Genomic DNA, 26,458 nt, shown 5'->3' with positions numbered 1-26,458 from the left:
CTACTCGAATTCCATCTGTTCGAAAACGCGCCCTGCATTTTTCGTGGCCAGTTCTTCAAACGTGTCCAGGTTGGCATAAGGTGACTGATCGACGTAGTAAGCCTCAGCCAGATCACCTCCTGCATCCATATGCTCTTGAATCTTGCCGCGCAGATATATCAGGTAGTCGCGTGTATAGCGGCGCACCTGATCCATGTTCGTAGGATGGCCGTGTCCCGGTATCACATAAGTGGCATCTAAAGCCTCGAATTCGGTGTCCCAAGTTACAAGCCAATCCGCTGTATAGGTGTCTTGAAAGATTGGCAGCATGCGTTCGTGAAACGCCATGTCGCCCGCAATGACAAGGCCTTGGTTCGGCAACCAGATCGAGATATCGCCGGGACTATGGGCAGGGCCGAGGTACTTTGCCTCAATCCGGAATTCACCCATCTCAACCACGTACTCATCATCGAATGTCTCGGTTGGGCCAGCCAGGAATGTTCCGTCTGCCTTGTCCTGATTGTATCGCTGCATTCCCTGCAGAATTTGCGGGCCATATTCCTCGAATTCAGCCGCTGCTTCTGAATGTGCGATGATCGGAATGCCGAGTTCTGACCAGTAAGCGTTGCCGAGCATCGCGTGCCCCTGGCCATTCTCGTTGAAGACAAGTCTGACCGGCTGATCCGTGATGGCCTGAATTTCCTTGTGAAGCGCTTCGGCAAGGACATAGGCTGCACCGCCGTTTATGACGACCACACCTTCACCGGTTACAATGAAACTGAGATTGTTGTTGTGACCAGAGTTTTCGTAGGTTGGTGGTGCGGTTGCGCCAATGGCGGAATAGACGCCAGGGATATACTCGACCGGTTTGGAATACAGCACGTTTTGCGGATATTGGTCTGCAATTTCCTCGCTTGCCCAAGCTGGTGCGGCCAAGGCCAAGGCAATCGCAAGCGTTCGTATCATGTTGGTTCTCCAATGAACTTATACGCAGAGCCAGTTTTTTCGACCCGGCCGATTCCACCATTCGGCAGGTGGAAGCCAATTATCTTCATTTGCTCGCGAGAAATCTGATCTAGCAGCAAACTACGAGTTGCTGCAGCTGCCTGTGGATCCTGATCCGTGCCACTGTGCCAATCAGGCCGTTCAAAAGCCACGTGTGGATTTCCCAACGCGTCGCCGACAATCATCACGGATTCACTGCCGCTGCGGATTTCAAACGCCATGTGGCCGGGTGTGTGCCCAAAGCTTGCACGGGCGGCAATGCCTGGAAGGATCTCTTGTCCGTCGTCAAAGAACGCCACCTGATCCTCAATTTCTTCCATCCGGCGCTTCGCGCCTACAGCGAACGCAGCGCGATCTTCTCCTATTGAATCCACCGTTGAAGGGTTCCACCAATAATCCCACTCTTTACGGCCAAAGTGATGCGTCGCGTTGGGGAAAAGCAGGTCGTCGAAGTCATCCAAAATGCCCCAGATGTGATCCGGATGCGCATGGGTGAAAATCACGTGCGAAACGTCTTCGGGCGACAGGCCGATTGTTTCAACAGTTTCCATAAGTTTGCCAGACGTAGGCATGAAATCCGGCCCAGCTCCGACATCGAATAATACCGTGTTTTTACCATCACGATAGAGCGCCACGTTGCACTCTGGCTCGTACTTGGTCGCGTCCACTCGATTGCGATTCAGAAGCTGCTCGAGTTCTTCTTTCGGCATGGAATCAAAGATCATTTCCGGTGGCAATGACAGGTACCCGTCTGATACGGTTGAAATCCGAGCTGAAGGGCCGAGTTGCAACTCGGCCCTCACGATCCTGGATTGAGTACCAAGCATCCCAAGGCAAGCGGCGCTGTACAAGAAAGTGCGGCGAGAAAGTGTATTTCCATCCATACACAATCAATAAAATGAATGTTATTATTTGTAAATGGAGAAAGAAAGGCTGTGTGTGCAATGCTGCTTTCGTCTTGATCACTAAGAAGTCTACTCAACTTCTTCGGTACCGGCGGGTAAGTTAGCGATTACACCGGTGCCCCTGAGAGCCTGCATCTCAACTCTTGGAGCGAAATGGGACTGGTTGCGGCGTGTGGCGTTTCCCGCTTTTTCGTGACGATTCCCAGTTCTTTTTGAACACAAAATTCGTCTGCTGTTACCCAAAATGCCACCCAAACCATGTTTGCGGTACGTGAGAGCAACGCTGAGTTCACGTTTCTAACTGATATGTTATGGGAATTTGGTAGCGGAGGAGGGACTTGAACCCCCGACACGCGGATTATGATTCCGCTGCTCTAACCAACTGAGCTACTCCGCCATGAGTGAATGGCGATTTAAGGGAGGGGTTGGGGAGGGTCAAGAGGGAAATGGCGCCTTTGTTGGGAATATTTTAGCTGGGACTAATCCGAATTCGGCACAACCGTCGCCCTGGGTTCTGTATTTTGTACCACGCCGCGAATGAAGTTGTTGCAGATGTCCGGGACTGTCAGGGGGATCATATGGCCCAGCCCTTCGATCTGTTCAAAACTCAGACCAAACGCCTGCATTGATTCACCGTGTTGCGTGGCTGACAAGAGCGCATCCTGTGCTCCAAACAATATGGAGCCAGGCACTTTCAGGTCGCCATAACGGGCGACCTGCGCCGGCATGCTCTGTTCAATCCCGATCACATCCTGTGAGGCGCTGATAAACGCGGATGGACGCATCCCCAAAGCGCCGCCGGCGCGGTCCAGAAAGTCTTGGGGCGCGGGTTCTGGCGCAAAAGCCGCGCTAAGGGTGTGCGGTGCGGTTTTTGCGGCCAGCGGGACGGCAATCGTGTTGCCGATCAGACTGCGCAGCCATGCTGTCCGGATTTCAAGCGGTTTGAACACGGCGGGCGGCCCGGGCATCGCCTGAGTAAGCGGAGCTAGCAGGGCCAGCGCTTTGATCTTGTCCGGGTAATCCAGCGCCATCGCCAGAGAAACCGCGCCACCCAGCGAATGGCCGACCAGAATTGGGTTGCTGACCCCCTTTGCCTCTAGAAATTCATGTATCATGCGGCCCTGTTCGGGCAACCGCCCAAGCTCTGCCGACTCACGAGTTGAGTATCCGCAACCGGGGCGATCCACGGCAATGACGTGAAAATCCTCGGCCAGTTTATCCATCAAGGCGTAGGTGAAATGTTGCAACTGCCCGGCCAGCCCATGAATGAGCACAACCGTCTGATTGGAAGGGTCGCCCTTTTCCACATAGTGGATATCGCCGCCACGCACGGGAATGATCTCCCCCGGTTGCGGAACACGCATCCGGCCGTCACGGGTCAGCTTGCGGGTCCAAAGGTTCATCGCAACAAGAAACAGTGCAATGAACAGCGCAATAGTCAGGAAGATTGTCATCAGCCTATCCTCTGGATGGAGCAGATCAGATTACTGACCGGATAGCGCCACAACCCGAAGGCAATGTCCACAGCTCGCTTGAAGGATCTAATGCGGACTGGGTTAGCCGCGCAAGATCGTCCCAGTTGGATCAAAGGGCGGTTCTTTCAGGATCGTTGCCCTATGCGGGCGCCCTAATACCATGACCTCGACCCTATCGCCTGCCTCGGCACCCGAAACATAGCCCAAGGCCAGCGACATCCCCACGGAATAGCCATAAGCGCCCGATGTCACCCGACCAATTCCGCGCCCGTCCATGAAAATGGGTTCGCCTCCGGTCGCGTCAGCGTTCGAAGCTGCGGTGTCGGCTTCGTCCAGATGCAGCAGGACAAGCTGCTCTCTGGCCGGAGAGGTCATGGCAGTATTTGCGGCATCTTTGTTCAGGAACGATTTGTCGAATTTGCACAACCGGTCCAACCCGACCTCGTGTGGCCAGTATTCGGGGCTGTATTCGCGCCCCCAAGACCCATAGCCCTTTTCGATCCTCAGCGACATCAGTGCGCGGCTGCCAACTGGGCCTGCGCCGAACTCTTTTCCGGTCTCGATCAGCGCCTCATACAGGCGGAGCTGATCTTTCGCGGCGCAATGCACCTCCCAGCCCAGATCGCCGGTGAAGGAGACACGCAGCGCCAGGACCGCAATTCCGGCGATTTCGATCTGTTGCGAGCGCATGAAGGGGAAATCCTCGGGGCTGAGCGAGGTATTCGTAAGCCGTTGCAGGATTTCCCGCGATTTCGGTCCAGCCACGTTAAAGCCGCAAGTCTCTTCGGTGCGGCTTTCGAAACGGGTGCCGTCGGGCAGAGGAACTTGTTTGAAGAACCGTTTGTGATAGCGCTCGGCCATGCCCGAGCCGATGATCCAGAATTCGTCTTCGGCCACGCGGGTCACGGTGAAATCGCCGGCAATACCACCCCGTTTTGAGATCAGCGGGGTCAGGCAGGATCGACCAACCGATCTCGGCATGGAATTTGCGAATACGGCATTAAGCCAACCCTCGGCTCCCGGACCTTTGCAAACATATTTGGCAAAGTTTGAGATGTCGATGATCCCGGCCCGATCGCGCAGCATCCGGCATTCCGCGCCCACCGGTTCCCACCAGTTCTGGCGGGTGAATCCGTTGGTGTCCGTGGCGCCGGGCGCCTCTGCGAACCACAGCGGGTGTTCCCATCCGACATTCAGGCCAAAGACGGCACCCATGTCCTTTTGCCTGTCATAAATCGGGCGGGTCCGGGCAGGGCGTCCTGCGCTGCGTTCTTCATTTGGGAAGTGGATGGCAAAGCGGTGTGCGTACTGATCCTGCACGCGGGCCTTGGTGAAATCTTTCGTAGCCCATGTGTCGAACCGCGCCACGTCCCAGGCGAACATGTCGTATTGGGTTTCGCCTTCGATGATCCACTGCGCCGCCATCAGGCCCATGCCACCCGATTGCGAGAAACCCGGGATGATGCCGTTGCAGCAGAAATAGCCGTCGACCTCGGGCACTGGCCCCATCAGAACGTTGGCATCCGGTGACCAGATCATCGGTCCGTTGATGATCCGTTTGATCCCGGCGTCGCCCACGGCAGGTACGCGTTCGATGGCGTTCATCATATTCTCTTCGATCCGCTCCAGATCGTCGGGAAACAGATCATGGGCAAAATCCAGGGGTGTGCCGTCCTCGGCCCAGAATTTCATATCCTTTTCATAAGCCCCCACCAAAAGGCCCTGACCTTCCTGCCGCAAATAGTACTCGCCATCGCGGTCACTGACCGAGGGCAGGCGTGTATCATGCGCCGCGACGTCAGCCATGGTTTCGGTGACAAAATACTGATGCTCGGTCGGTTGCAGGGGTAGCTCAATCCCGGCCAACATGGCAACTTCGCGGCCCCACAGACCGGCGGCATTCACAACCCACGGCGTTTGGATGTCCCCCTTAGGGGTGCGTACGATCCATGTGCCGTCTTCTTGCTGATCTGTCGCAGTGACTGGCGTAAAGCGGTGGATTTCGGCCCCACGCTGGCGCGCGCCGACAGCGTAGGCGTTGGTGACCCCCGAGGGATCAACATTACCGCCATCAGGTTCGTACATGACACATCGGATGCCATCGTAATTGACCAGCGGGTTCAGACGCTGCGCCTCTTCGATGCTGATCTCATAGAAATTCATCCCGTACAGCTTGGCCTTGGCGGCCTGCAGCCTCAGCTGGTGCTCGCGCTCTTCGGTTTGGGCCAGATATAACGAGCCGGGCTGGAACACGCCGCAGCTTTGGCCGGTTTCAGCCTCAAGCTCTTTGTACAGCGTCATCGTATAGTGTTGGATGCGGCTGATATTGGTGCTGTCATGCAGTCCGTGGATGTTCGCCGCCGCGTGCCAGGTCGAGCCGGATGTCAGTTCATCCCGTTCCAACAGCACCACGTCTGACCACCCCGATTTGGTCAGGTGATACAGGATCGAGCACCCAATCACACCCCCGCCGATTACCACTGCCTGTGCATTTGTCTTCATGAGTCTGTCATCCAAAATTTTGGTCTTGTCGTCATGTGTTACCAGTACTGAACCCAAGACAACGGGTTTAAATTTCACGTGGGATTGAACAGATATAAACCAAGGTTAGTCTCCGATGCCCACCACTATGCACGTCCATACTCGACCAGTCTGTGGTTCAATTCATCTGTTTCAGAGGCCCCGGCTTCCAGGGCGAATATAAAGGCGTGGGTCAGGTAAAAACAGGCCGCGTCGATATCTTGCACCGCTTCGCATTCATCTGCTGCAATAGTGTAATAGCGGACCAACGCGGCAGGATCATCATGATCATGCGCCTCAAGTAGCAAGCGATCCAGTTCTGTTCTGTCCATCGGGTCTCCGTCGCGTCTGGCCAGTCGTGCGTGGCCAGACAGCTGGTTCAGTCGGCGCGACCGCTTTCAATCTGCGTCGCAACCCAGTGATGGAAATTATGGGTCGGACCATCCATCACCGGAGAGAACCGACCGCCGTCGAACAACATTCCGTGCCGACCCTTTTGCATCCCTTCAACAACGAACACATCCTCTTCAAACACAGTTTTCCATTGCTGGGCGTTTGCCGCCCTCAGGCCATCATGTTCAGGTGTGTCTTCGATGCTTTTGGCATAATAAAGCTCGATATGCTCAACGGTATTTTCGTGATCAACCGGTTCCAGGACAATGGCAAAGGCATGGTCACGCTGCACACCCAAAAGAACATTTGGATACACGGCCACATACTCTGCGCCCTCATTCCATTGATCGCTGAGCCCGTCGAAATCGGCGAATGTGGTGCCGTCATGGTCAGTGAGTTGTCGATAGACCAGCGTGCCTTGACCGGAATAATGCCCGCGCATTTCGATGTTATAGTGATCTTCAAGTCGCGAATAACTGTTCAGGCCGGGATGCACCCAGGGCAGGTGATAGCTTTCGCAATAGTTCTCAACCGCCAGCTTCCAGTTGGTCTTGACCTCCAACTTGAACGAAGAGGCCTCACCGCCGTGATGTACTGGTTGATCAAACTCTTTCCAGCGTTCCAATAAGGCGGCGTGCGCCTCTTCGAATTCGGGTGCATTGCCGTCCACATTAACAAAGACCACGTCCCGCCAGACATAAGAGCGAATACGGATCAGGCCCAGAGATTTGCGATCCACGTCCTCATGGGTGTTGTGACCGGCGCCGCCAACATGTGGCGTCGCACGCAGCTCTCCCTTCAGGCTGTAGCACCAGCTGTGATAGGGGCAACGGATCGCGCCACTTATCTTGCGAGGGGTATCGACAAGGATCATCCCGCGGTGACGGCAGGTATTTTGAAATACGCCAACCTCACCATCCCGATCCCGCACGATTAGTAAAGGCATGCCTAGGAAATCGACCGGCATGGCATCGCCTTCCTCGGGCACGTCTTTGCCAAAGCCGATCCCGGACCAGTTGGCGTACAAAACCGATCTACGCTCTTCGGCGAAAAGTGCCGGGTCGATATAGTGTTCGTTTGGCAGGCCGTTTGCGACATTCACATCGACCAGAACGGAAGACAGCGCAGTATGCTTGTTCATCGGGCTCTCCTGCAGGTGTTGCTTGGTCTCTATTGGCGGATACGCTGGCATCCACTCAATATCAGAAAACCTCATCACAGGGTGATTTCACCTAAACCGAACCGTCCTGAACCTCTTGAATGATCCAATCTTTCAGCGCCCGGGCACTTTCGGACAAGTCTTCATCCGAGCGGCCAACCAGATAAAACTGGTTTGGAGCGATCTGGAGGTGGGGCCCGATTGCCACCAGCTTTCCCGATTGCAGCATGGGTTGGATCAAGCGTTGCCATCCAAGAACCAGCCCGGCCCCCTTACGCGCCCGCTGGAGGGCTACCGAATAGCTGTTCACACGAGAATCGATCGGAATGGTTCCCGTGTACCCGAGTTGTTGAAACCATTCGGGCCAAGTGGTCCAGCTGCGGTCTTCAGAGTCCAGATGTATCAGTCGTTCAGCGGCGAGATCTTCAAGGCTTGCACCGGCCAACCGATCCGCCACCTCTGGGCAGGCGACGGGGACTAGACAATCCCGAAACAGAGGAGTGTGCGAAAGGTCACCGTTGCCGTCCCGGCCGTAGCGAATAAAGAAATCGATATCCGGCCGATCCCGAAATGGTCGATCCTGTGAAAGCTGGTCAACATTTACTTCAGGCATTTCGCGCCAGAACCGGATTACCGATGGCGACAACCAAAGAGCAGCCACTGCAGTGGTTGATCCTACGGTTACCTTTTCGACGGTGGCACGGTCGCGGATTGTTGCCAGTGTTTTTGAGATGCGGGTAAACGAAGAAGCCAGCGCGTCATACAGCGCTTTGCCGTCTTCCGTCAGTTCGACCCCTCGGTGTTTGCGCTGGAACAAGGCGGTGCCAAGATCACCTTCCAACGCTTTGATCTGATGACTGACCGCGCCCGGCGTCACTGACAGTTCTTCAGCCGCATTCTTGAAGCTTAGATGGCGCGCAGCGGCTTCGAAGGCCGACAGCGTGGTGAGTGGCGGCAGATTATAGTGGCGTCTGGACATGACAGGTGTAGCCGTTGGTGGTCTTCAGGTTAATTATTCTCACTCAAATATTGGACTTTTTAAGATTGTGCGCCAGAAGAAATTTTCAAAAACGATGATGTCGAGTGCCGTGTTTCCGATGCGTGCCGTCAAAATCAGGTAATGTTTCTGTGACGACCGGGTTTGGTGTCAGCCAGTTCATTGACGGTTCTTATGCAATCACCGGCATGGAGTGGATCATAGATATGGGCGGAGATGATCCCGAGCCAAGCAAGGTTGAACTGATAGCAGGTCTAGTCGTCATCATGGGTCTGTAGATCATTTCGGCGGTTTCGGGTGCGGGTCGCTTCCTGCAAACATGTATCGCAATTAGTGAGGCTTGCTTTGACCAAATACCGCAATCTTTTGGGGAGGATTGGAGGATCGCCCTGTGAATATGCGTACCATGACCCGAACCGGTGGCCGCGCGGCCCGGCGCGCGCTGCGCTCTGCTCCGAATTTCGAGATGTTGCCCGGCCTGACCAGAGGCATCCCCCTATGCGAGGTGATGGATGGCAGCCAGATCGACAGGATCGACAGCGCCTCAATGGATATTCTCGAGAATGTCGGTGTTCAGTTTCGCGATGCAATCGCACTGGAGGATTGGAAAAAAGCTGGCGCAAAGGTCGAGGGCGAACTGGTCTATCTGGACCGGGGCCTGGTCCGAGAGCTGATCGCCACCATTCCCAGCACCTTCACTTATCATGCACGCGATCCAAACAAGAACGTGCGACTGGGCGGACGGCACTCGATCTTTGTGCCGATGACCGGCGCGCCCTTTCTGCGCGATCTCGATGACGTGAGGCGTAATCCGACGCTCGATGATCTGGCAATGTTCCACAAACTAAGCCACATGCTGCCGGCGATGCATTCCTCGGCGCATCACATTGTCGAACCTTACGACCACCCGATCAGTCAGCGACATTTGCGCATTACCTATTCGTCGATGAAACATTCGGACAAGACGTTCATGGGTATGACCACCTCGCCCAGAAACGCCGAAGACGTCATTGAGATGTGTGCGATCCTGTTCGGGGAAGATTTCATTGAAGATCACCCGGTCACCACGGGAAACTGCAACGGAAACTCTCCGCTGGTCTGGGATGAAACGATGCTGGGCGCGATGCGGGCCTTTTCTCGCCGCAATCAGCCTGTCTTGTGCTCGCCCTTTGTGCTGGGCGGGGCCAATACGCCCGCATCGGTTCCCGCCACAGTGGCGCAGTTGAACGCCGAAGCACTGAGCGCGCTGGCCTATACCCAAGTCATTCGCAAAGGTGCTCCGGCGATTTACGGGCACTACCTGTCGACGGTGTCGATGAAATCAGGTGCCCCGATGGCCGGCACGCCCGAGATCAGTCTGATGAACTTTATGATCGGGCAGATGGCCCGGTTCTACGACGTTCCATGGCGCACCTCGAACACGCTGGGTGGGGCCAAGACATTTGATGCGCAGGCCGGGTACGAATCCGCCACGACGCTGCAGGCGGTTCTTCATTCCGGTGCGAACTATATTTGGCATTCGGCGGGCTGGAATGAAGCTGGGATGCATTGTTCCACCGCCAAGTTCATTGTCGATGCTGAACAATGTGCGATGGCTTATCGCATGGCAGAAGGCCCGCAATGGGATGATTTCGACCAAGCTCTTGCCGCCATTCCAGAGGTCGGTCCAGGCGGGCACTATCTGGGTCATCCGCACACGCAGGACAATTTTCAAACGGCGTTTTTCATGCCCGAGATGTTCGACAATAACTCGATTGAGCAATGGGTGGCAGAAGGCGGGGTTGAGATCACTGAGCGCGCGTTGAAGCACGCGCGCAAGCTGCTGGCCGAATACCAGGAACCGACACTGGACGTGGCCAAAAACGAGGCCCTGCTGGACTATATCGCCCGGCGGGAACGGGAAATTCCCGCCGCTGACGAGCTGAACCAAACCTATTAGAGATTTCGCCTTGGACCTATCCCGACTGCATTGTCGGGTGGGTTTCCATTTAGCACTCGGAGGGAAAATGGAACTGACCGGCAAAACAGCGCTCATCACAGGGGCTGCGGGCGGCATCGGATCTGCTATTGCACAGCGGATGCGGCAGGCAGGGGCACGGGTTGCGGTTGCGGACGTTTCGGTTGAGGGTATCGAGGCCGACGCCCATTTGCCCGGCGATTTGCGCGAGAGCGCTTATGCAGATGCATTGCCGCAACATGCGGCGGATGCGCTGGGCGGGCTGGATATCGTCGTCAACAATGCGGGGGTCATCACCCGCGGAGCGGTGACCGAGACTTTGGATACCGACTGGGCATTGTCGCTGGGCGTAAATGTCGAGGCCCCCTTTCGCATCTGTCGCGCCGCAATCCCGATCATGGCGGCGCGTGGTGGTGGCGCGATCGTGAACACAGCGTCATGCTGGGGGCTGCGCCCTGGGCCGAACCACGCGGTCTATTGCATGACCAAGGCAGCTATTGCGTCGTTGACACAATGCATGGGTATGGACCACGCGCATCAGGGCATCCGCATTAACGCCGTCTGCCCGAATGAAGTAAACACGGCGATGCTGCGGTCGGGGTTTGAAAAACGCGGCTTCGATCCGGATACTGCCGTGGCAGAGCTGGGCCGGACGGTGCCCTTGGGGCGTATCGCCGAGCCCGAAGATATTGCTGATGTGGTGATGTTTCTTGCCTCGGACGCCGCGCGCTATGTGTGTGGGGCATTGCTGGAAGTGAACGGAGGAAAACCGGTTTCATGACGCGATTTACCGGCAAAACCGCACTGGTCACGGGCGGGCGCAGCGGTATCGGACGCGCCATCGCGGAACGTTTGCAACACGAAGGTGCACGGGTCTTTACCGCGCAACGTGGGAGCGATCCGGAATTCGAAGGGTTCGAGGCCGATTTCAGAGATCCCCACAGCCCGCAAACGGTGGTCAATCAGGTCGTTGATCTGTCCGGGCGATTGGACATTCTGGTCAATAATGCAGGCATGATGCAGGAAGCCGGCGTCGAGCAGATGAGCCTTGCAGACTGGCAGCGCACGCTGACAGTCAACCTCACGGCCCCGTTCCTGCTGATCAAGGCGGCGCTGCCCCATCTACGGCGGGCGGGCGGGGCGATTGTCAATATCGGCTCGATTGAGGGGCTGGGCAGCAATCCCGGCCATGCTGCCTATTGCGCATCCAAAGCCGGGTTGCATGGCCTGACACGAGCGGTGGCCGTGGATCATGGGGCAGAGGGTATTCGTTGCAACGCCGTGGCCCCTGGCTGGATCGACACCGAGTTGAACGTGGATTTCATCGCCTCAATGCCGGACCCGGAGACATTTCACGAGGATATCAAGCGCATACACCCCGTTGCCCGAACCGGAAGCCCGCAAGAGGTTGCGGCGCTGGTCGCCTTCCTGGCGTCGGATGATGCCAGCTTTATCACCGGGCAGGTCTACACAGTCGACGGAGGCCGCATGGCCAAGCTGAGCCTGCCCTGATCACTCGTCCCGCGCGCGCCATTCTTTCCAGCGCAGCACTGCATTGGCACCGATCTCTCGGAATGGCTTTGGGGGCAGGCGTTTGGGTTGATCCTGGGCGTCGAAATACCGGGTGATATTCGAGCTGTGGCCGCAGGTGCGTTCTGCTGCCGCGATACCGGTCAGGGTGCCGCGCGCCGTGCCCAGCCCGTTCTGGACACAGCCGGAAATCACGCCCTGTTCGACCTCTCGCGCGACGGAAACGCCGTTCAGGCTGAGGCAGAGATGACCGGCCCAGTGATATTGCATGTCCAGCCCCGCCAACTGCGGAAATCGCTGGTCGAATTTGCGCTGCATCACCCGCGAGGCGCGCGCCAGATCACCAGCAGTTGAGGTCATGCCCGGGCGCAGGGCCGCGCAGGTACGGGTTATGATCCGATTGCCGCCCTGCGCCGTATCGATGCGCCGCATTGTTGTACCCAACGGATCAGATGGTGTGACACTCCAGCGGGGTTGCCCCCCAAGCCGCGACAGCACTTCGGCGTCCAGCTCCGGGGTCATTGCCGCAAAAAGGAACAGTTGCATCAGCCGGTCGCGCTCGATCCCAAAGCTTTCCAGATGCCCGTTCACCGTCAGGATGACTGTACCAGTGCTGACGGTACCGCGCGCGGTTTTTACCAGCCACGCACCGCCTTGCTTCTCAAACCCGGTCACGCCAGAGCTCTCGTACAATGCAATGCCATCCTTGATCAGTCCCGCAGCCAGACCGCGAATATAGCCTGCTGGTTGCAACATAACCGTGCCGGGTGTGTATAGCCCCGACCGATAGTGGCGCGACCCTGTCAGGGCGTGCATCTGCTGTTGGTCGAGCATTTCACTGGTCTCACCCAAAGTGCTGAGATGATGCGCATAGCTGATATTATGTGCATGTCCCGCCGCGCTCACCGCCCCGTTAACCTTGCCAGCCGGATCAAAGAAATTCGGGTCGATCTGATATTGCTCGACCGCCGATCGGGCAAAATCAATTGCAAGTCGGTTTAATGTGATCATGGTGCGATCATCCCCCGGCCCGGAATAATTGTCCGAGGCCAGGTCATGTGGCAGATCGATCATAAAACCCGTATTGCGCCCCGCAGCCCCTTCGGCCACGCGGCCAGCCTCAAGCACGACAATCTTTGCGTCGCTTTGCAGCTGCCTCAAACGCTGTGCCGCTGACAACCCTGCGAAACCGGCACCAACAATCACGACATCCGCCGTCAGATCACTATCCAGTTCTTGGGCCGGGAGTGGATCGCCTAATATGACGCTCCAGGCCGCAGGTCCGCGATGGACTGGCAGGGTTCGGGCGGCATAGCTGCTCAATCCACGGCCTCATCCGCATCGTCGGACAGGTCGAACCAGATGGTTTTTAGCTGGGTATACTGGTCATGCGCATGGATCGAGTTGTCGCGCCCACCAAAGCCAGACTGTTTATAGCCGCCAAAGGGCGTGGTGATATCGCCCTCACCAAAACTGTTCACAGTCACCGTTCCCGCCCGGATCATCCGCGCCCCGCGAATGGCGCGTTTCGCATTGGCTGTGAAGATCGACGCACACAAACCATACTCGGTATCGTTGGCGATCTTGATGGCCTCATCAAAGCTGGAAACCGTGATCACCGAAAGAATGGGACCAAAGATTTCGTCACGTGCCAGGATGGCGTCATTGCCAGGGAGTTCGACTACGGTGGCCTCGACAAAGCCATTGTCCGCTTTGCCTCCGATCACCACGTTTTCGGCCTGATCCAGATATCCGCAGACCTTATCGAAATGAGCTTCGCTGACCATTGCGCCCAATCGTGTTTCCGGGTTCAGAGGCTCGCCGACATTCCATTGCTTTACATGATGGGCGATGCGGTCGAGCAACTCGGCCTTTACGGCCTTGTGGACAATCAGGCGGGACGTGGCCGAGCAGTTCTCACCCATATTCCAGAACGCACCATTGACGATATGTGCCGCCACGCGGTCCAGATTTTCTGCATCTTCCATCACAATGGCCGGATTCTTGCCGCCCATTTCAAGCACCACCTCTTTGGCGTTGCTTTCCGCCGAATAGCTCAGGAACCGTTTGCCAGTCACGGTTGAGCCGGTGAAGGACACCATATCTATATCCATGTGCCGCCCAATAGGTTCGCCCACCTCGGCACCTGCGCCGGGGACGATGTTTAGGACGCCGCGTGGCAGACCGGCCTCCATCGCCAGTTCGGCCAGCCGCAATGCCGTCAGTGAAGTTTCCTCGGCCGGCTTCACCACCACCGAGCAGCCCGCAGCCAGAGCGGGCCCGATCTTCCATGCCAGCATCAGCAATGGGAAATTCCAGGGCAGGACTAGCCCGACAACGCCAATCGGCTCGCGCACGACCAAAGCGATGTGGTCGTCACTGGCGGGCGAGACCTGATCATAGATCTTGTCGATCGCCTCAGCATGCCATTTCAGGCAATGAATGGTCTCGGGCAGGTCGACGGTCTCGCAGTCAAAGATGGTCTTGCCACTGTCGATACTTTCCATCACCGCCAGTTCACGTGCATTGCGTGTGATCAGTTTGGTCAACCGGATCAGCACATTTTTGCGCTCGGATGGGTGCAGCCTCGACCAGCGGCCATCTTCGAACGCTTCGCGCGCCTTCTCGACGGCAAAATCCACGTCCGCTACACCGCAGGCGGCAATGTTGGCCAATTTCTTGTTGGTCGCCGGGTTAACCGTTGTGAAGGACTGCCCGGAAATCGCCGGGCGGTACGCGCCATCAATAAAGGCGCCGGTTGGCAAGGTCAGACCCGCGGCGATGGAGTCGTATTCGTCCTGCGTCAGCAATGTCATACCTTACTCCTCTGCCATGATGTCAGCGATTTTCTGTTTCAGCACGCGCGTCACTTGCTCTAGCGCGCGTTTGTCATCTTTGTTCAAAGATTTCAGCGGCGGCCGAACGATGCCCGCGTCAATCCCATTCATTGTGACACCATGCTTGATGGTCTGGATGAATTTGCCACCCTGTTCTAATACCCGCATCAAGGGCATCAGCGCCGACATGATCCGACGGCCCTTGGCAAAATCGCCCTCGATTACACAGGCCTGGTATAGCGCCACATGCTCGGCAGGCAGAAAGTTCGAGCCGCCACAGACCCAGAACGGCGCGCCCCAGGCAAAGAATTCCAGCGCCTGATCGTCCATACCGCATCCCAGTTGGATATGCGGATAGTCCCGCGCCAGAAGATGCACCCGGTTGATATCGCCCGAGCTTTCCTTGATGCCGCAGAAATTCCTGCTGCGTCCGACGCGGTCCAGGAATTCTTCGCCCATCATCGTGCCTGTGCGGTGAGGATAATTGTACAGCATTACCGGCAGGTCGGCGGCCTTGTCGATGGCCAGCGCATTCAGCGCATTTTCGCGGTCGGTGGGCACCGAATAGGGCGGGCTGGCCAACAGGATCGCATTCGCCCCGATTTCCTTTGCACCCGACGCCAGCGCAACCGAGTCCGACGTCAACATCGCGCCCGTGCCAACAACCAGAGGCAAACGGCCTTTCAGACGCAAATGGGTGAACCGCGCCAATTCGAGCCGTTCCTCCACGGTCTGCGCATAATTCTCACCTGTCGACCCGCCCGAGATTAGACCATGCACGCCATTCTTGATCAGAAGCTCGATCACCTGCGCCAGCGCGTCCCAGTTGACGCTGTCATCGGCCTGATAGGGCGTGACCACCGGGGTATAGACCCCCTCAAATCGGAAAATTGGATTCATTCCGTCCTCATGCAGGTTTCGAAAGCGGTGGGAGGCCCATTGGGACATCCAGCGCATCGGGCATCACGAACAGTTCGATCTGATCGCGTGACAAGTTCCAGTGATCTTCGGCCAGCTGCGCAGCAGCCGTTTCATTGCGTGTCTCTATGGCGTCGATGATGGCGTCGTGTTGCTGGCTTGCCTCGGACAGGTTTTCGACCATCCTGCCCGACTGTGGCCGGTAGAAGGTCATGCCGATACGGGCATGGTCAATCAGCAAACGGTTGAAAGAGGGCAATAGATAGACATTGCCCGACATTTCGCCGGTCACTTCGTGAAAGCGGTTATTGGCCAGGGCGCGCTCTTCGGCTGCCCCATCCCGCAGCGCGGCCTTGAATGCCTGCTGTGCGGTTTTCAGGGCTTCAATCTGCACAGGCTTTGCATTCGCCGCTGCCAGTCGCAGGATTGCACCATAGATCATCGGAGCGGCCAGAAAGAAATCGCGCAAGGTGGTATACGACATTTCGGACACGCGCGCGCTGCGGTTTGTTCGCAGGTCCAGATATCCTTCTCCGGCGAGTTGTCGGAACACTTCACGTAAAGGCGTTCTCGACAGGCCAAACGCATCGGACAGATGCACCTCGTCCAGATCGGTGCCAGGTTGCAGGCGCAAAGTCAGGATCGAGACCTTCAAGTGCTCGGCCAGCTGCGTTTTGCGGGTTTTTGCGACGTCCTTCATCCGGATCCTCCAGCCCAGCCAGCAAGAATCGATTGGGTTCGATTGCCTCCTTTTTGTATCCGAATAAAATACATATTGTATACATGGAAATTTCGTGCAGCATAATCCAACGACAAAGACTCAGCCAATCCGGCCGAACAAAGTGGAAAACCCTATGCCTCAGATGCGGCACATCACCATTGTTCTGATCGAGGAGTTCTCGCATCTCGCCTTTTCCTGTGCCGTCGAACCACTGCGGATCGCCAATCTGGTCAGTGAGAAAACGCTATATGATTGGACGCTGATATCGGAGGACGCAGAGCGTGCAGTATGTTCCAATAAGGTGGTGACACTTGTGCATGGCGGGTTGGGCGATATTCCAAAGACTGATCAGCTGTTTGTCTTGTCGGGCATCCACATGCGCAACCATGTCTCACGCGACCTTCTGGCGACGTTGCGACGCGAACGTGCGCGGGGCACGCCGATCGGGGCATTGTGTTCTGGTGCTTGGCTTCTAGCAGAGGCTGGATTTCTGGATGGCTCTCAGGCTGCGATCCACTGGGAATATCACGATGCGTTTATGGAAGCGTTCCCAGAGGTGAACCTTGTGCGCAGTGTCTTCGTGGCAGACGCGAAACACATCACGGCATCGGGTGGGACGGCAACTGCCGATCTTTTGCTGCATCTGATCGGACGCGATCACGGCGAGGAGCTGGCGATCGCGGTTGCAGACCAGATGGTGTATAATGCTGCCCGCAACGCAACGGCCAAACAAAGGGTATCATTGCAATCGCGCAACGGGATGCGTAACGCACATCTGGCTCGGGCTATCCATACCATGCGCGAATGCCTTGAAGCACCGGTTTCTCCGTCAAAGATCGCGGATGATCTTGGCATATCCACGCGCCAGTTAGAGCGGTTATTTGGTAAGTATCTCAACACTTCGCCCAAAAAATACTTTATGGAATTACGCCTGGAACGCGCGCAAAAGCTTTTGCTTCAGACCGAAGCATCCGTCACTGAGGTCGCCTTGGCTTGTGGCTTTGAAAATCCCGGTCATTTCTCGCGGGTTTATCGATCCAGTTTTGGTGTCACACCGCATTCGCAAAAAAGCAAAATCGACTGACGGAAGGCGGCGGGGGGAGCTGCTCTGCCCTAGGGCGAGCCCGGCCCGGCAGGCGCTCACCCCCTAGTCCCGCTTGTACCCCCTCGTTAAATTCAAACTCGTAAACTGATCAGCAGGATTGACTGTTTGTATTTGGTAAAAAGGGCACAAATTCTGCAAGATCGTGTCAGATGTAAGGGGGTTTAGGGCGATATAAAGGCCCAGATTTCTGCAAAAAATGCGACCCAAATCCCACACAATTAATAGCTCAAATAGCCAAGTTTGTCCTTGAGTTTGCGTTACATATGAAAAATGGCTTTTAAGTTTAGCCAAAATACCGGGTATACTTACAAACTATGGCAGAGATTCACATCGGGATGCATTTTCGAACCCCCATGTTCCCTTCAGCAACCAAAGCCGGAGGCCATGCATGAATTTCGAAACTTACCAGCCGGTCGTGACACCTGTCCCGCCAGTCATACCCGTAGACGTGCGCGAGGATCAGATTATTCAGGCCTCACAGGCGGCCAGTGCAGCATTTGAAAAGATATCCGCCACGGCATTATTTGAGGTGGATACAGTCACTGATACTCAGAAGCGCATACTTGCGATCTTTCGCTGGTATTTTCTGGCGGCCTTTTGCACGCGCATGTTGTCTGGGGCAACGCATCGGCTGGATCATTTGACGATGCAAGTAGGCATGGATGTTTACAGTGCGGTTGGTATGATTTTGTCCCGCGATGAGATCGAGTATTCGAGAAACCTGGTTGAAAAAATGCCGGATTCTGCGGCTGATGCACGGATGAAGGCGATCGGCGCACGGGGGCACAAGGCAGGTTGGATCGCGGCCAATCAATATAAACAGGGCAGAAGCATGCCCTCAGAGATCAAGGTCGCTCTGTCAGGTGCTTTGGCGGCTGTGGATCGTTTGAATTGAACAGCGGTCCCAATTCGACATGAATTTACAAGTGTCGGTGAATTTGCCTCGCAGCAGGCAGGTGCGCCTTTCGTTGAAGCTCAGGTCGAAGGGTGGAAATGCTGCCCATTCACAGTAGGGGATTGAAAACCGTACCAAATCACTACATTCACCCCTGATAGATCCAACAGGTTAATGCTACATGCCCCTTTCAAGAAGATTGCTAACCTATGGCTCGGTTCCCGTGGTTGCGATTGTATGCTTTGCCGTTTGGTATACCAGTATCGGTTCCAAACCAGGTCCTGAGTTTGTCCGGCTGGATGGTGGAGAATTCCTGATGGGTTCGCAAAACTTTCAAGCGGAAGAGACTCCGGTCCATCCAGTGAATGTCGGGTCCTTTGACATTACGCGGACAGAAATTACCAACGACCAATTTGCGAAATTTGTCGAAGAAACCGGGTATCAGACAACGGCAGAGCGTGGCTTGTCGGCGGAGGATTTCCCGGGTCTGCCTGCAGATTTGCTTGAGCCTGGGTCGATGGTCTTCGCCCAGCCTAAGGAAGCGGTGTCGCTGAATAATCCAAACGCATGGTGGCGCTATGTCAAAGGTGCAAGCTGGCAACACCCGGCAGGACCGGGCAGTTCGATTGCGGAACTGGGCGACCATCCGGTGGTGCATGTGTCACCCGAGGATGCCGCAGAATTTGCAGAGTGGATCGGAGGTCGTCTGCCGACCGAGGCCGAATGGGAATTTGCAGCTCGCGGCGGGTTCGAAGGCGCCGACTACACCTGGGGTGACAGCTATGATCCCAGCAATGGGTGGAAGGCAAACACCTGGCAAGGACAGTTCCCAAGCGAGAACCTGGCTGACGATGGCCATGCCGGAACCGCACCCGTAGCGTCATATTTGGCCAATGGCTACGGCCTGTATGACATGGCGGGCAATGTCTGGGAGCACGTGGCCGACTGGTGGGTGCCGGGGCACATTCCTGGCGACCAAATTGATCCTACCGGCCCGGAAAAGGCCTTTGCCGCCCAGTTCGGTAGCGCATCGATGGGTGCAATGCGGTTGGTCAAAGGGGGCTCATGGCTTTGCGCGCCGAATTTCTGTCTGCGTTACCGACCTGCTGCGCGGCAGCCGGTTGAGATGTCGTTGGGCAGCAATCATGTCGGATTTCGCGTTGTCCGCGATGTAGACTAATCGCCGGGTATTCCGGTCATACGGCGGGCTTATTCCGCCCCGTACCGGTGGCACAATCGATTCCAGAACATATCAAGCGCGGCAAATTTGACGCCCTTGCGACGGGCAGCGCATATGTTCCAGGTCAGAGGTTGCGTGGTTCGTATCTCTTTCAACATCCCCAATTTCAGGTGCTGATCAAAATCTTCCTTCATTCCTCCGGCAATCAGGTCTGCTCTGCAGGCCATATCGGCAACTAAAGAGAAATCGTCACTTTCGATCTGGGGCAATCGGTCAACAATATGCCAGGCTTTCTCGTCATTCCCCAAAGTGGCGGCAATGGCAGAGCGCCAGTGGCGATGCATATGCGCGGTTATAAACGGATGCCGAAACACCTCAGCGATTGAGACCGGAGTAGCCTGATGAATGGGATGGTCGGGGCGAGCGCAGAAGAAAACGGGTTCCTTTCGAACGACCTGAATGTCCAGATCGCTTAGGTTGGGCGTGTGCGTCAGATCGCAAACCGCCACGTCCAGGCGCCCTATCCGCAATGCTTCGAGGGGTTCCATGGTGGCCCGCACATCAACGCGGACGCGAAGATCTGGCCAGTTATCAAGCAGCTCTGCCAGAAGCGGCGTGATGATCGTCCGGGTCGTCAGGGGGCCGCAGCCGATATTCAGCACCTCCGGGCCGACCGAACGCAGCCGTTTGACTCCTGCTTCAAACTGGCTGGTCGCATTGTGCAGCGCGTCCAGAAGTTGCAGAAAGCGTTTCCCCGCCGGTCTGATGGTTGCGCCGCGGCCTGTCCGTTCAAATAGCGCCTGACCGGCATAAGTTTCTGCCTGGCCGATATAGCGTGAGAAACTTGCCGGAGAGGTTCCGATTGCATCCGCTGCCACGCGAAAGTTGCCGTGTCTGGCCAATGAGCGCACCGCATCTATGGCTTTGGAATCAATCATTTGCACCCTCGTTCCAATATTCAGAACGCTCATACCAAATGATGGAATGGTCGTCTCTTTCTGTAGCCGGAATTGTCGTTTCCTGCGACATTATTGTCGACCGTGGCACGACGCCCCGGACTTCCCACATAACGGAGGATTCAATGGTTCCTTTAAGGAATATATTAGCTGTGCTTGGCGCTTCGGCGTTATCAACGACTGCAGCACTTGCCGATTCTGAGGATACACGCCCAAACGTTCTTATTCTAATCGCAGATGACATGGGGTTTTCCGATGTTGGCGCATTTGGCAGTGAAATCGAAACGCCCTCGATCGACCAACTGGCAGATGACGGTATGCTGTTCACCAATTTCCACGTCGGTGCGTCTTGCTCGCCCACTCGGACTATGCTGATCAGCGGTGTCGACAACCATCTCGCAGGCCTCGGCAATATGTTAGAGATTCAGGCCGATAACCAATTCGGCAAGCCTGGCTATGAAGGTCATTTGAACGACAAAGTTGTTGCGTTGCCGCGTCTGTTGCGCGACGCAGGATACCACACCTATATGACCGGCAAATGGCACCTAGGTCATGAGCCTGGCACGATCGCTTATGACCGCGGATTTGAGAAATCCTTTATGCTGGGCGAAAGCGGTGCGGATAACTGGGTCGAGCAGCCCTATGCCCCGTTCTATACGCGGGTGCACTATTACGAGGACGACAAGCTTGTCAGCCTGCCAACGGACGACTACTTCTCGTCCGATTTTTATACCCAAACGATGATCGATTACATCGACAGCAACCTGGATGACGGTAAACCATTTTTGGCCTGGGTCGGGTATCAAGCCGTCCATTATCCTCATCAGGCGCCAAAAGAATTCATCGACAAATATGACGGCGTTTATGACGAAGGGTTCGAGGCCCTGCGGGTTTCGCGCCTGGAAAAGCAGAAGGAACTTGGGCTGATCTCTCCGGATGTGGAATTGGACCCGGAGTTTGCGAAAACCTCTTATGAACCGTGGCAGATGCCGGATTGGGAAAAGCTTAACGACGAAGAAAAAGCATTCAACGCGCGACGGATGCAGACCTATGCCGGAATGCTGGACAATATGGATGTCAATATCGGCAGGATCCTGAGCTATCTGGATGAAAAAGGTATTGCGGACAACACGATCGTCATTTTCCTTGCGGATAACGGCCCGGATCCGAACCAGTTGCCGCTGTCTGAAGCCTATCGTGATTGGTACAAAGCCCATTACGACAAGGTCTATATCGAGGATTTTGACGGCGATTATTCGGATATGGGGCAGCAGGGTGTCTATGCTGATTACGGCCCTGGCTGGGCGGCAGCCGCAGCGGTTCCGGGCAGCTACTTTAAGACATTCTCGACCGAGGGTGGTTTGCGTGTCCCTTTGATCGTGAAATTCCCGGGTGTTGTCGAGCCCGGATCGCAAGTCGATAAATTTGCCTTTGTTCGCGATATCGTTCCAACACTTCTTGACGTTGCCGGCGTCGACGTTCCCGGACCGGTCTATGACGGTCGCGAAATTTATACGCCAGACGGTATCAGTATGATGCCGGTCCTGAAGGGTGAGACGGAAACCGTGCGCGACGATAACAACCCGGTCGGATATGAGCTTGCAGGGTCTTCGGCAGTATTCCAGGGAAAATTTAAACTGATGCAGAATCTGGCCCCTAAAGGCACAGGCGAATGGGAGCTGTTTGATATCGAAGCTGATCCGTCGGAGTTACACAATCTGGCGGACCAGATGCCCGAGCGTGTCGCGGCGATGCAGGCCTATTTTGAGGACTATGCAAAAAGGGTAAATCTTGTGCCTGTTCCCGAAGGCTATAACCCTCTGGAGCAGACGGTCGTCAACGCCAAGCGCAGTGGCGCGCATTAACTGAAATGTCATCGCGCCGTTTCGGGACGGAAACGGCGCGATGCGTATATTTGAAAAAGGCACGCTGCTGGTTGGTCCGCCGATAGATATGTGGCGCTACTGCGGGTGCAGCCACTGTTTGCCGCAAGCACACGCCCATGGAACAGGCCGGTGCATTGTTAGGAGGAGATGCGGGTTATTGCCCTGTGATTTCCGTGCAAGTTCCTTTGCCCCAACCGGTTCTACTACCAGAGGCAGAGAAATCGAACGTGCCTTTCTGGGGGTGGACGTTATAACTCAACGTGTGATCCTCGCCGATATACAGGTAGGTCAAGGTATCGAGCCCCGGGAAAACATCGACCTCTTTGTCGATGTCACCGATCTTGATACGACCTTTGTTTTGATCTTCGTATTTGATCAGTTTCGCAGCCATTTCGGGATGCTGTTCGTCTGGCGACTGACATTCAAAAACCCGCTCTTCTGCGAGCGCCGTGAAGGGCATAAATATAAGAAGAATGGCCAACTTTTTCATTTGATCTCACCTAGAGCAGATTCGTTTCGAACGCCGCAGCTAGGTGTGATTTCTGTCATAAATTTGCTGAAATTCTGGCCAGAGTGTGCCTTGGGCACAACCAAAGAAAATATGGGTGTTGGACCGTCTGCAAAATCAAAATTCTAGTGTCTCGGCAAGAAGCCTGTGGCAAAGATCGCATCCCAGAACAGAATGCAGGTCGGCTCCGCATGGCATTGCATTCACTACCAATCAAATCTCTCATAAGTATCTGTTTCAATACAAGTAATATTTGCATCTCCGAAGGTTGAGATCGGCTCGTCCAGAACATCCACCTCTGGGGCATTGTCGGTCGGATGGATAGCATCCCAAGGCAGGGTTCCAGGAGTGCTCGAGTACAGCGCTTCGTAAGTCAGTTCTTCGTCCAAAGAATTCCCTGCGCTGACAGGGTCGTCACCGACGGTCAGGGCAAATGGGTTTTCCGAAGTGATGAGAGTGCCGGCGCTGTCTATGTCTGACACAACGATCTGACCATGAATTACGCCCTCGAAACCTACTGGCGGGGAAAGCTCCAGATGGTTGAGATTACAACCCGACAAATCCACCGGATCACCATTGGTGATCACCGAATGCTCACCACTGATTATCAGGGTATTTGCCGGTAACCCCTCCAGTGTAACAATCGCCTGATCAGACGCATGCGACACTTGGATGCCAACTTGGATCGCGTCGTCCTTGGGAATCAACAAACCGGGATCGGCCTGCATCACCTCACGGCCATCGGTATCCGGACCGTCCCATTCCAGCTTCAGCCCCGCATGGCCGTGGTTCTCGACATATCGGACTTCGATGCCATAAGTCCCAGGCTCAAGATTGACCTCTTCTGAATACGTGCGAAACCCATGTGGCTTATCGTACTCGATGATCTTTGTTCCATCGATGAAAACAGCAATCCCATCATCTGCTCCGGCAAAGAAAGTATAGCTGCCCCCTTCCTCGACAGTGAAGGACCCTTCCAGCCTGGTACCGAATGTGTCCGAGGATCCGCCTTCCCGGAATGAGTCTTTTCCAAGTTCGTAGTCGATTTCGGAAACAACTTCCTGATGAGTCGGGGCTGAGTTCCAGTCGATTTGATCCATTCGGGTCAGTCTCTGGTCTACATCGTAGTAACTTGCATGAAAACCAGTTTGCATTTCGGCGCTTGGGGCAGGGGGCTGTGCTCCGCTCTCATATGGTGCCGAAGGTTGGTTTGGATCAGCAGGCGATTCAGGCTGAACCGGACCGAGACCATCTGGCTGAAACTCTGCCTTTTCCGAAATGGGGTCTTGGGCATCACTCCCATCAGAGAGTTTTGCATCTGGTTCAGGCTCGTCAGGCTCGCTCTCGGTGACTTGGGGCTGGTCCCCATCTGTGCCGGCGGAAATACGGGGATCGACCATGTCCGCGACATTGACGGTAAAGCTTTCGGTCAGAGTAAGACCGCCCTCGTCAATGACAGTTACATCCACCGTTACAGATGAGGCCTCTTCGTGATCAAGCGCCACATCAGGTTTTAGCCGCAACTGGTTGTCGACAACCTCGAACCGGTCATCAGAGACTTCAAACCGATGCGAGCCGCCAAGGTCAGGGTCGTCAAAAGAGATTTTTCCAACAACGGCACCTTCAACATTCTCGGCCACCGTTAGCTCGGCCGCAGTCAGAGTAATGTTGTCGACAAGCGCGCCATAGCTGTCATTTTGGTTTTCAGCTTCCCTCAACTCCAGGTTGTCCTGACCGGTTCCAACCACCTGAAGGTCGAATGTTTGCCATTCGGCGGATTGAGGATCAAGCTCCGCGACCAAATTGCCATTCCAGCAGACCTCAACCGTGTCCGTTCCACCTGCAAGGCGTTCGCGCAGGTCGATGCCAAGATCATAAAGCTGGCCTGCCTCGGTTTCGACGACCTGAGAGATGCTGTCTACGCCGCGCGCATGGTCCATTTCCATTAGTTGATCACCCTCAGAAGCCTGGGTTCCGCCGAGACGGTCCCAGATTTCGATCCCGTTTGCGTCGGTCCAGGCGCCGCTATCGTCGCCGTCAAATCCCCGCCAGCGACCTTCATCAAGGTCAAACTCTTCGAAACTACCGTTGCGGATCAGGTTTTCGGTGTCATTGCCAAGGCTAAGATCTGTGGGTTCTTCGTTGATGTCTTTGATGTTGATGACAAAAGACTCGGTCACGCTCAGCCCTTCAGAATCGGTGGCGGTGACCTGCAGGTCGATCTGAGCGGTCTCTTCGTGATCAAACTGCATCCCGGGTTTCACGCGAAGCTCTCCATTGAAGACCTCGAACCGGTCATCTGACACTTCGAATACGTGGTCATCTTCAGCGTCCGGGTCGATCGCCTCGATTCGGCCAACAATCGCACCGGCGACGTTTTCCGATATTGTGGTATCGTCCAGCGCGATACCTACTGGGCCTTCATTCACGTCGAGAACATCAACCGTGAATCTTTCCGTCAGGCTCAACCCGCCGGCATCGGTGACTGTGACATCCACCTCGACCTGCGCCGCCTCCTCATGATCCAGCGAGAGGCCGGGTTTTAGCTGTAGCTGACCGTCGACAATTTCGAAGCGGGCATCCGAGACTTCGAATGTATGTGTGTCGCTGTCATCCGTGTCAGTGATTGTGATGTGGCCGACGACCGTGCCCGTCGAGTTCTCGGAAATGGTATTGCCTTCCAAGGTGATTTTTTCTGGGCCTTCATTCACGTCGAGAACATCAACCGCGAATCTTTCCGTCAGGCTCAACCCGCCGGCATCGGTGACTGTGACATCTACCTCGACCTGCGCCGCTTCCTCATGATCCAGCGAGAGGCCGGGTTTTAGTTGTAGCTGACCGTCGACAACTTCGAACCGGTCGTCCGATATTTCGAATGTATGTGTGTCCCCGTCATTCGGGTCCACAACCGAAAGGGTTCCGACCACGCCGCCCACTGCATTTTCAGCTATAGTTGTGCCGTCCAACAAGATTTCTTCGGGGGCGTTGTTCACGTCCGGCTCCGAAAAATCTGGAGACTGTCCGGCAGTTTTCTGGAATGAAATCGGCTGACTTGCTTCCGCCGCTTGCAGAGCCAGTGGGTCAATTTCAATGGCCTGTTGCAGCTCGAACGGAGTTTGGGCGGGCATGTTCCCTTCGCGAGGCGGGGTATCCACCGCAGGTGTGCCCGCTGTGTCCTCAGACTGCAAAGGCTGCGCGGCACCTGAGGATCCAGTTTCGCTGAAATTGGATAGGCTCTGGTCGGTTGGTGCCTCGAAACTTTCAACCGCGGTTGGCGCGGTTACGTTCAGCGTTTCAATCGACTCTTCAAAGCGCGCGCGGTCTTCCAGCGCGCCGGATTGTTGCTCGCCGGTATGCAATGTACTGCGGCTGGGATCGTCAGAGGTGTTGATGGTATTGCGCGATAGATGAGCGGCGATTTCATGCGTTTCGTCGTGTTCGGCCTGCAGTGTTTTCGCCCGAAACTCCGGATCGTCTTTCATATCGCTCATCGCGTGACACCTCAGGAAATTTGTTGATTCACGTCACCTTT

21 protein-coding genes, 1 tRNA gene and 1 pseudogene are annotated in these 26,458 nt (G+C 55.6%); 8 read left to right on the top strand and 15 right to left on the bottom strand.

Features of this window, described 5'->3' with window-relative positions; translation table 11 throughout:
* The 8 genes from AC2FH6_RS05400 to AC2FH6_RS05365 form a co-directional block, all read right to left on the bottom strand.
* Nucleotides 1-945 (bottom strand): MBL fold metallo-hydrolase, encoded by a 945-nt coding sequence (locus tag AC2FH6_RS05400; RefSeq protein WP_496701588.1) that lies wholly within the window; start codon nt 943-945, stop codon nt 1-3.
* Nucleotides 942-1,694 carry an MBL fold metallo-hydrolase gene (locus tag AC2FH6_RS05395; protein WP_496701586.1) on the bottom strand — a complete coding sequence of 251 codons (753 nt, stop codon included), beginning with the start codon at nt 1,692-1,694 and terminating at the stop codon, nt 942-944. Before AC2FH6_RS05395 ends, AC2FH6_RS05400 begins: the two co-directional genes overlap by 4 nt.
* 515 nt (nt 1,695-2,209) lie before the next feature.
* Nucleotides 2,210-2,286, bottom strand: a tRNA-Met gene (locus AC2FH6_RS05390).
* Between the two features lie 82 nt (nt 2,287-2,368).
* Nucleotides 2,369-3,343, bottom strand: a complete 975-nt coding sequence (locus tag AC2FH6_RS05385; RefSeq protein ID WP_496701584.1) for an alpha/beta fold hydrolase — start codon at nt 3,341-3,343, stop codon at nt 2,369-2,371.
* 102 nt (nt 3,344-3,445) lie between these two features.
* Entirely contained in the window at nt 3,446-5,866 is a 2,421-nt protein-coding gene (locus AC2FH6_RS05380) for a GcvT family protein (RefSeq protein WP_496701582.1), read from the bottom strand.
* A 125-nt stretch (nt 5,867-5,991) separates the two neighbouring features.
* Nucleotides 5,992-6,216: a hypothetical protein gene (locus tag AC2FH6_RS05375; RefSeq protein ID WP_142635874.1), complete on the bottom strand. Its 225-nt coding sequence runs from the start codon at nt 6,214-6,216 to the stop codon at nt 5,992-5,994.
* Between the two features lie 47 nt (nt 6,217-6,263).
* Nucleotides 6,264-7,418, bottom strand: a complete 1,155-nt coding sequence (locus tag AC2FH6_RS05370) for an aromatic ring-hydroxylating oxygenase subunit alpha (RefSeq protein ID WP_496691671.1) — start codon at nt 7,416-7,418, stop codon at nt 6,264-6,266.
* A 91-nt stretch (nt 7,419-7,509) separates the two neighbouring features.
* Nucleotides 7,510-8,415, bottom strand: a complete 906-nt coding sequence (locus AC2FH6_RS05365) for a LysR substrate-binding domain-containing protein (RefSeq protein ID WP_282021563.1) — start codon at nt 8,413-8,415, stop codon at nt 7,510-7,512.
* Nucleotides 8,416-8,558: 143 nt separating this feature from the next.
* Here AC2FH6_RS05365 and AC2FH6_RS05360 point away from each other — a divergent pair.
* The 4 genes and pseudogenes from AC2FH6_RS05360 to AC2FH6_RS05345 all read left to right on the top strand — a co-directional run.
* Nucleotides 8,559-8,708: pseudogene (locus AC2FH6_RS05360) on the top strand (BCCT family transporter); the annotation flags it as partial.
* A 122-nt stretch (nt 8,709-8,830) separates the two neighbouring features.
* The gene (locus tag AC2FH6_RS05355; protein WP_142635980.1) at nt 8,831-10,372 is read left to right on the top strand and encodes a trimethylamine methyltransferase family protein; all 1,542 of its coding nucleotides are present in this window, start codon (nt 8,831-8,833) and stop codon (nt 10,370-10,372) included.
* A 67-nt stretch (nt 10,373-10,439) separates the two neighbouring features.
* A complete protein-coding gene (locus AC2FH6_RS05350; RefSeq protein WP_496701580.1) occupies nt 10,440-11,171 on the top strand; it encodes an SDR family NAD(P)-dependent oxidoreductase in 732 nt (243 codons plus the stop codon).
* Complete coding sequence (locus tag AC2FH6_RS05345) at nt 11,168-11,902, top strand: SDR family NAD(P)-dependent oxidoreductase (protein ID WP_496700687.1); 735 nt, start codon at nt 11,168-11,170, stop codon at nt 11,900-11,902. The genes AC2FH6_RS05350 and AC2FH6_RS05345 overlap by 4 nt, the downstream gene beginning before the upstream one ends.
* On the opposite strand, the gene AC2FH6_RS05340 is transcribed toward AC2FH6_RS05345, so the two are convergent.
* Genes AC2FH6_RS05340 through AC2FH6_RS05325 form a run of 4 tightly spaced genes read right to left on the bottom strand, consistent with a single transcriptional unit; the run spans nt 11,903 to nt 16,375 of the window.
* The gene (locus tag AC2FH6_RS05340) at nt 11,903-13,243 is read right to left on the bottom strand and encodes an NAD(P)/FAD-dependent oxidoreductase (protein WP_496701577.1); all 1,341 of its coding nucleotides are present in this window, start codon (nt 13,241-13,243) and stop codon (nt 11,903-11,905) included.
* Entirely contained in the window at nt 13,240-14,736 is a 1,497-nt protein-coding gene (locus tag AC2FH6_RS05335) for an aldehyde dehydrogenase (RefSeq protein ID WP_496701575.1), read from the bottom strand. The genes AC2FH6_RS05340 and AC2FH6_RS05335 overlap by 4 nt, the downstream gene beginning before the upstream one ends.
* Nucleotides 14,737-14,739: 3 nt before the next feature.
* Complete coding sequence (locus tag AC2FH6_RS05330) at nt 14,740-15,657, bottom strand: dihydrodipicolinate synthase family protein (protein WP_496701573.1); 918 nt, start codon at nt 15,655-15,657, stop codon at nt 14,740-14,742.
* Nucleotides 15,658-15,664: 7 nt separating this feature from the next.
* Nucleotides 15,665-16,375, bottom strand: coding sequence for a GntR family transcriptional regulator (locus AC2FH6_RS05325; RefSeq protein ID WP_496691668.1), 711 nt, complete (start codon nt 16,373-16,375; stop codon nt 15,665-15,667).
* Nucleotides 16,376-16,529: 154 nt separating this feature from the next.
* Between AC2FH6_RS05325 and AC2FH6_RS05320 the strand changes: the two genes are divergently transcribed.
* The 3 genes from AC2FH6_RS05320 (at nt 16,530) to AC2FH6_RS05310 (ending at nt 19,576) form a co-directional block, all read left to right on the top strand.
* On the top strand, nt 16,530-17,480 hold the full coding sequence (locus AC2FH6_RS05320) for a GlxA family transcriptional regulator (RefSeq protein ID WP_496700683.1): 951 nt from the start codon (nt 16,530-16,532) through the stop codon (nt 17,478-17,480).
* A 409-nt stretch (nt 17,481-17,889) separates the two neighbouring features.
* Nucleotides 17,890-18,396 (top strand): hypothetical protein, encoded by a 507-nt coding sequence (locus tag AC2FH6_RS05315; protein WP_496701570.1) that lies wholly within the window; start codon nt 17,890-17,892, stop codon nt 18,394-18,396.
* A 181-nt stretch (nt 18,397-18,577) separates the two neighbouring features.
* Complete coding sequence (locus AC2FH6_RS05310; RefSeq protein WP_496701568.1) at nt 18,578-19,576, top strand: formylglycine-generating enzyme family protein; 999 nt, start codon at nt 18,578-18,580, stop codon at nt 19,574-19,576.
* Between the two features lie 29 nt (nt 19,577-19,605).
* Here AC2FH6_RS05310 and AC2FH6_RS05305 read toward each other — a convergent pair whose 3' ends face one another.
* Nucleotides 19,606-20,514: a LysR family transcriptional regulator gene (locus AC2FH6_RS05305; RefSeq protein WP_496693669.1), complete on the bottom strand. Its 909-nt coding sequence runs from the start codon at nt 20,512-20,514 to the stop codon at nt 19,606-19,608.
* A 143-nt stretch (nt 20,515-20,657) separates the two neighbouring features.
* Between AC2FH6_RS05305 and AC2FH6_RS05300 the strand changes: the two genes are divergently transcribed.
* The gene (locus tag AC2FH6_RS05300; RefSeq protein WP_496696146.1) at nt 20,658-22,397 is read left to right on the top strand and encodes an arylsulfatase; all 1,740 of its coding nucleotides are present in this window, start codon (nt 20,658-20,660) and stop codon (nt 22,395-22,397) included.
* Nucleotides 22,398-22,572: 175 nt separating this feature from the next.
* Here AC2FH6_RS05300 and AC2FH6_RS05295 read toward each other — a convergent pair whose 3' ends face one another.
* Nucleotides 22,573-22,908, bottom strand: coding sequence for a hypothetical protein (locus AC2FH6_RS05295; RefSeq protein WP_142635900.1), 336 nt, complete (start codon nt 22,906-22,908; stop codon nt 22,573-22,575).
* A 224-nt stretch (nt 22,909-23,132) separates the two neighbouring features.
* A complete protein-coding gene (locus tag AC2FH6_RS05290; protein ID WP_496701566.1) occupies nt 23,133-26,417 on the bottom strand; it encodes a PA14 domain-containing protein in 3,285 nt (1,094 codons plus the stop codon).
* Nucleotides 26,418-26,458 lie beyond the last annotated feature (41 nt).

It is taken from the genome of Ruegeria sp. CDSC045 (assembly GCF_059610725.1).
The sequence above is the reverse complement of the archived record's forward strand: the minus strand, read 5'-3'. Positions and strand labels throughout refer to the sequence as shown.